At 39.3% G+C, this 6,646-nt stretch carries 5 protein-coding genes and 1 pseudogene; all 6 read right to left on the bottom strand.

Translation table 11 applies throughout. From position 1 onward, the window contains the following. On the bottom strand, window positions 1–167 hold a 167-nt coding region (locus tag F591_RS31710; protein WP_342665607.1), incomplete at its 3' end, for a helix-turn-helix domain-containing protein. A 482-nt stretch (window positions 168–649) separates the two neighbouring features. Further along, a pseudogene (locus F591_RS28810) lies at window positions 650–1,948 on the bottom strand (IS1380 family transposase). Window positions 1,949–2,242: 294 nt separating this feature from the next. Further along, window positions 2,243–3,307, bottom strand: coding sequence for a glycosyltransferase (locus F591_RS0122800; protein WP_019536922.1), 1,065 nt, complete (start codon window positions 3,305–3,307; stop codon window positions 2,243–2,245). Between the two features lie 17 nt (window positions 3,308–3,324). Next, the gene (locus F591_RS0122795) at window positions 3,325–4,650 is read right to left on the bottom strand and encodes a class I SAM-dependent methyltransferase (RefSeq protein WP_019536921.1); all 1,326 of its coding nucleotides are present in this window, start codon (window positions 4,648–4,650) and stop codon (window positions 3,325–3,327) included. A gap of 11 nt (window positions 4,651–4,661) precedes the next feature. Then, window positions 4,662–5,861, bottom strand: coding sequence for an ABC transporter ATP-binding protein (locus F591_RS0122790; RefSeq protein ID WP_019536920.1), 1,200 nt, complete (start codon window positions 5,859–5,861; stop codon window positions 4,662–4,664). A gap of 28 nt (window positions 5,862–5,889) precedes the next feature. After that, window positions 5,890–6,627 (bottom strand): ABC transporter permease, encoded by a 738-nt coding sequence (locus tag F591_RS0122785; RefSeq protein WP_245581108.1) that lies wholly within the window; start codon window positions 6,625–6,627, stop codon window positions 5,890–5,892. Between the last annotated feature and the right edge of the window lie 19 nt (window positions 6,628–6,646).

Below are 6,646 nucleotides of genomic sequence, written 5' to 3'. Positions count from 1 at the left end.
AGCTTGGAGCCGCGTTTGGCGCGCGGCTGGCGCTCGGGGATGCCGTCTGAGCGCAAGTACTTGCGTACCGTGTTGCGGGCGATGCCGGTCTCTCGGACGATTTCGCGAATGCTCTTGCCCATTGCCTTGAGTTCGTGTAAGCTAATCACAGTCCCACTCCTGAGCATAACAGTCTCCTCTGCGTATCATGGTAGAGATATCTCAGAGGGCTTTTATTCGACAGGGGTGGGTCATTTTCTTTCCGGCGATCCTGGGTCAATTATAATCCGGCGGTAACAATTACTATTTTATGCATCGAATAATATATTATCAATAATATTTTAAGAAATTATTTAGAATGAGCTGCTTTGAAATCTCTTTTTCCAAAAATAAAAGTGTCGCTACACTTCAACCAATTGAAGTTTGTAGCAACACCCGCTTTTAAAATATTTAACTATAAACTCAAATTGTAATGCCCCATTCCAGAACTATAAACCTGAATTTCGAAAGTCCATAGTAACAGGAGAAGCGAAGGAATTTGAGGATCATCACCCTGATAAAATAAAGAGAGATTATCCTGCGAGACGGTCCCAATTGCAGGCATGAAGGATAGTTCTTCCCCCTCCCCAATGAAGGGGCGTTGCGATTTCCATGTAGGATTGTGGAAGGATCATTCTAACTGAGCCACTCGGACTTCGATCCGCTTCCAGACGTATCGGCCCGCGAAGTTCTTCGCCAGTTTGAGAATGACCGCTCGGCTATGCTGAATGAGCGTGGCAGCGATGTGAAAGAACTCCAGCCGGAACCTGGCGATCGTATAGCCACGATGAACAGGTTCGCAGCAATCGCGCAATCGCTCGAACAAGTTATAAGCGAGCAGTTTGATCAATAGATCCAATTCATTGACACGGAAATCGTTTGTCGCGATGCGATCCATGGAGAATCCGTTCTTGGCTTCCTTGATGTAATTCTCCATGCAGAAACGCTGATTGTAGAAGCGCCGCAAATCGATCGGCTCCCATTCCAAATTCGTGACGATCGCTTCGTACTGCCAGTCGCTGTCGAAAAACCATTCGACTTTGCCCGTCATCCTCCACTTAGGCCTTGCGAATGATGGCCACCTGGCGCGCTTTCATCCAGGAGTCGCTTTGTAGATCAACGTGATGCCTTCGATGATCCAATCTTCGTCGACGTACCGCGTCCAGTAGCGACACTTCCGAACTTCCTGCTCCAGCCGTTTTGTCCATTTCAGTTTGCCGGCATAGCCAATCTTCCGGCTCTCGAGCAGGCTGTAGAAGTCTTCACCGCCAAAGCCCTTGTCGAATCGGGCGTAGCCGATCGGATGCTCGTCAAGCAGGTCAAACGTTTGCTTCAGAAAGTCGATGGCATTCGTGGAAGAATGGGTATTACCTGGGCGAAGCCAAGCATTCAGATTTAGCCGCGTCTGCCCTTCGAAAGCCAGTAGCGGATGATAGCTCTTGCGACTGGGCTTGTGCGGATTCGTGCCTTTGGCTGCTCCGCCCTGGTCGCCGTAGACCGTTTCGACGGTGGAGTCCAGATCGAGAATGAGGCGGTCAGGCAAGCAAGGACGAATGACCTCCTGATCGAGCGTCCGCAGTTCCATCGCCAGCCCGGGACACGTCTGACCCAGCCGGCCGAGTTCCTTATACAGCAGGCTGTGATACGGGCAGCGTCCACCCAGAAAACGGCGTAGCAGGGCGTCATGCTGCAGCTTGCGAAAATGAAAAATCCGCTGGCAGCCGAGCATCCAGCCGACAAGGAGATACAGTAGGATGCGATGCAGAGGGAAGACCGCATTGTGCGCTTTGCCGCCGGAGAGACCACGCATCGCCTCCGACAGTTTGATTTTTTCAAGAAAATCCAAGAAGACCTTGACGCCGCCGAAGCTTGTAGCATTTTGTAATGAAAATTCGGTCTTGATTTTGCTGACGGTTGTGGTAAACTTCACCTAAAAGGTGCTCCTCTCTTTGGGTGATGTTGTTCGGACAAACACCATTCTACCCAAAGATTTGGAGCCCTTTTCACGTTTTCAAAGAATCGTACTTTCGAATTTCAGGTTAATAATTGTTCTCTGGCTAATAAATTTGCAGTTGCGGAATCAGAATTAAAAAGAATTGTCGAATGGTAATTCATTATATAAAAAATAAGAGTCCCAAAACTAAAAAGAAATATAAAAACAGGAGCATGTTTTTCGATCTTATTTATAATTTTTTTCAACATCTACCAAGGTCTCCCGAATTCATTATTCGTTCATATATTGTATAATCTTACTATATAGAATGCTTTCGAGTTTTTCTTGTTTAAAGTACTCGAGTCTTGATGAACTTTTCATTCGATAGCTTTTATTGAACTCTTCATTTTTAATTAGTGTATCAATCATAGCAGCAATCTTAACAAAATCTTTTTCTTTGAATAATACCCCACCATTTCCTAGAGTTTCACCAATTGCACTACTATCATATGCAAGGATTGGTAATTTGAAATACATCGCCTCTAATAATGGTACACAAAATCCTTCATGTTCACTCATCGAGAAAAAAAGATGTGCAGTGTGATAATACGCCAGTATATGAGAGAATGGAATATGTCCCGTAATTAATACATCATTCTCAAGATTAAGTTCAGAAATCAATTTTTTCAATTGATAATAATAGGGTTCCATCCCAGTATAATTTCCTACTAAAGTAAGACGAGAATTGTTATTAAAAAATTTGTGATAACAATAAAAAGCTTTAATGATATCCTCTTGTTTTTTATTTGGTGAGATGCGTCCTACAAAAAGGATATTTGTTTTTCCATCCTGCATTTGCTTGACGATGTTTTTAGCAGGTGGTTGAGCAAAATCATCTAGATTAACAATAAATGGGACAACTGTTGTGTTATAATACCCTATTTCCTCAAGCTCTTTCCGATTATATTCGGAAACACCGATCGCCAATCCAATATCGTTTTTTAGCATTCTTAGCTCGCTTCGTCCTTGAATAACAGATCTCTCTGCGTTTGAACTATAGCCTTTAAAAAATCGCGCGGGAGTAATATTGTGATAAATCATTATCTTTTTACCAATGTCTATCTCTTTCACAATATAAGACTCTCTAGAACCTGTGGCCATGTGAAACAATAAACCATCAGCACGATTATTTAATTTTGTTACTGGTTTCACAATCTTTCGTAGTTTCGGATGGATATGACCAGCGTAAATGTTAGAACTAATACCCTTTGATTCCAACATTTTCTTTATAATTATGGCCGAGTTGCTGACAGCATCTCCATAACTGATACTTGGCAGTATTTGATCTATTCTCATACTTTAACCCCCAACGACTACTTTAAACCGACTACAGAATAAAATTGATCTCCAAACAATAGATCGTCAATTTTCTCTAGGTAATCACTCATTTTTTCATTCTCAATAATCAACTTATCGAATCCGCTATCCAGTGATGAGCAAAAATCCAACTGCACTAAATTTAGACCAGCAGACTCATACATGAATTTGGCTGTTCTTGGATTCAATAATTTTCCGTTAAGCACGTCGGTAAATGGATATTCCTGCATCGTTTGAATGCTTTGCGGATTTACACTTTCCATAACGCAATAGGCACCTGGTTGTAACTTTTGATATACGAGCCGAAGTAACTCATAAAACTGTTGTGGCGTGAAATGATCAACAATATTCCCCAAAAATACTCCACCAATAGATTGATTCGGTTGCCTATTTAAATAGTCCATGATTTCACTATTCATAACGTTCAAGCTGTTTTCTTGACACGCCGACAACATATCCGGATTATTATCAATTCCAAGATACGAAATGCCTTGGAATTGAAGCAGTTCACAAAAATAGCCGCGGCCACACCCCAAGTCTAGAACATTCTCTTTCCCCTTAAAATATTTGATATATCTCTTTTGACGCTCCTTAATCTTCTGTTTATTTCCCCGATAATACTCGTCAAACATAAAGTAATCAAAGGAATCGTCATTAATCCGTTGAGAGTATTGAATGTTGTTTTCTTGTATTATGGGTTGTTGTTCAACAGCTATTGCCAATTCAGGATATTTCGCTAGTCGCTCCATTCTTCTGGTTCGTTCGTTTGAAATACGCGCCGTGGTTTTTATCTGACTAAGCTCTTCCCTCAGATCCCCGATAAATTTAACCATCTCTTTGTGGATTTCATTCATCTCTTTTTGCTTTTTCTTAAGCAGTTCATTTTCAAGGATTAATTTTTCCATGATCTCACTTTGCTCTTGATGCATAGTGATAAGTCCATCTTTCAAATGATGGAGAGCTGAAACGGTACTCTGATTAAATTCCTCGACGCTTGTAAATGGGTAAGAGATCAGCCAACGAAGCAATTTCCTGACAATTTTTTTCACAAAAACAATTGCTGTACCAATAATTGGCCGATGGGAAGTAATATTATAATCAATATTAACATGCCAACGACGAGTAAGCACTTCAATTTCATCAATAAAATTATAAAGGAAGGAAGAGTCCGCCGCAGGCGGATGGATATTTTGAAACAAAATTTTTTTCTCGGTTTCGTCTAATAAAACTTGACTGTATTTTTTTTTGATATCTTCAATAATCTTAGCTGAGTCAATCGAATCTGTTTCAAATAAAAAAATATCTGTTTCTTTTGCTACCATTTTTACAACTCCTAAACACCTTTATTAATTGGTTTCCAACTATGATCCAATTCAATTAATCCTTCACTTTCATTAAAAGCATTTATTATTAATATCTTTTCAAGCTTATCAATAAGGTCACCTGATTCCTTATCGATGAGAGTTAGGATGAGTTGGTACTCGCCTTTATTTAAATTAGGCTGTTTAATTTTCAACATTACTTCATTCACATCGTTTAACGGATATTGGGATTTAAAACAAAGGATTGAATCCTTGTATAAATCAGCTTGAACTGTTACATTTAACAGGCTTTGAATATTGGGGTTTAAAGTTATACTTAATAAGATGTCCTCTCCAACTATAAAGGAATGCCGTACTTCCCCCAAAGAGTCTGTCCATTTAATATCGGTAAATATAGTCTGTTGAGAACCATCAACATCAATACCATCATGAATTTGCAGTTCATGATTAGAGATGTTATTACTATCAATATTAGAATTATCCTCTTTATTCAAAAACGCCAAATATTTCCCAATGATTTTTTCAGGTTCTCCAATATCCATCAAATCGCCTTCGTGAATCCATACGACTTCATCGCACAATTTCTTAACGGCTCCATGGTCGTGAGAAACAAATACAATGGTTTTTCCTGCTGTTTTCATTTCTTCCAACTTTTCAAAGCACTTTTTTTGGAATAAAGCATCGCCAACAGCAAGCACTTCATCGATTAAAAGAATGTCTGGATTAACCATAATAGCTACAGAGAATCCAAGTCTCATGTACATCCCGGAAGAATAGCTTCTAACGGAATTATCAATAAATTCCCCCAGTTCTGAAAAAGCAATAATCTCATCCAATCGTTCATCAATTTCTGCCTTTGTAAAACCCAGGATAGAAGCATTCATGTAAATATTTTCTCTACCCGTAAAATCAGGATGGAAGCCTGCCCCGAGCTCCAACAAGCTAGAGATCTTTCCATCCATTTTGATTGTCCCGGATGTTGGGTATATTATTCTTGTTAAGAGTTTCAGTAGTGTCGATTTGCCTGACCCGTTTCGTCCAATCAACCCTACTGTCTTTCCTTTTTCAATTTTCAAGCTTATGTTGTTCAAAGCAGAGAATTCTTGCGGCTTGCTTTTGCCAAAGTACAATATTTTTTCTTTTAAGGTTACATTTTTTTCATTAAATATTTTATACTTCTTTGAGACATCATTTATCTCGATTGCATACATCGATAGTCTCCTTTTCTATTGGGGCAAATTAGACTTCTTCAGCAAAACCCTTGTTTAATAAGTTGAATATCCCCCATCCCAATAACAATACCACAATGGATGTAATGGAAACATTCATAAGAGCGTTTAGATTAGGCGCCGTACCTTTGAAAAAAACATCTTGATAGCTCATGATAAGTGTGGCCATTGGATTTAACTGAAATAAACTCTTGAATTTATCAGGAATCATCTCGCTGTTATAGAGTACAGGAGTGAAATAAAACCAAGCCATCATGACTATTCCTAATATGTGATTTAAATCTCTAAAATACACATTTAAACTTGAGACCAGGAACGCTAAACCTAAGGCAAATATCGTTTGGATTAATACGATAAGCGGCAAATAAATAATATTAATAGTTAGATGAATCCCTGTTATATATAAGGCCGCTATCAAAATAAATAGACTTAGGAAGTAGTTAACAACTGTGGCCAAAACTTGGGCAATGGGCAAAATTTCCCTCGGGAAATATATTTTTTTTACCAAATTAGAATTCCCTACGATTATATTCACGCTATCCAAAACAGAGCTTTGGAACATAGTCCACGCCAGCAGTCCTACAAATAGAAACATGACGTAATTTTCCATGTCCACTCTCATAATGGTACTGAACATTGTGGCATATACGCAAAGCATCAATAGCGGATTAACAAAGGTCCATAAAAATCCCAAAAAGGAACCCTTATAGCGGGTCCTGAGATTGCTTAATATTTGGCCTTTCAACATATGACGATACTTATATAGT

This window comes from Paenibacillus ginsengihumi DSM 21568 (genome assembly GCF_000380965.1).
Classification (GTDB): domain Bacteria; phylum Bacillota; class Bacilli; order Paenibacillales; family NBRC-103111; genus Paenibacillus_G; species Paenibacillus_G ginsengihumi.
The sequence above is the reverse complement of the archived record's forward strand: the minus strand, read 5'-3'. Positions and strand labels throughout refer to the sequence as shown.

Excerpts from the sequence above, each read along its gene's own strand:
- F591_RS0122800 (WP_019536922.1), bottom strand. The coding sequence starts at position 3,307 with ATGAGAATAGATCAAATACTGCCAAGTATCAGTTATGGAGATGCTGTC.
- F591_RS0122795 (WP_019536921.1), bottom strand. The coding sequence starts at position 4,650 with ATGGTAGCAAAAGAAACAGATATTTTTTTATTTGAAACAGATTCGATT.
- F591_RS0122790 (WP_019536920.1), bottom strand. The coding sequence starts at position 5,861 with ATGTATGCAATCGAGATAAATGATGTCTCAAAGAAGTATAAAATATTT.
- F591_RS0122785 (WP_245581108.1), bottom strand. The coding sequence starts at position 6,627 with ATGTTGAAAGGCCAAATATTAAGCAATCTCAGGACCCGCTATAAGGGT.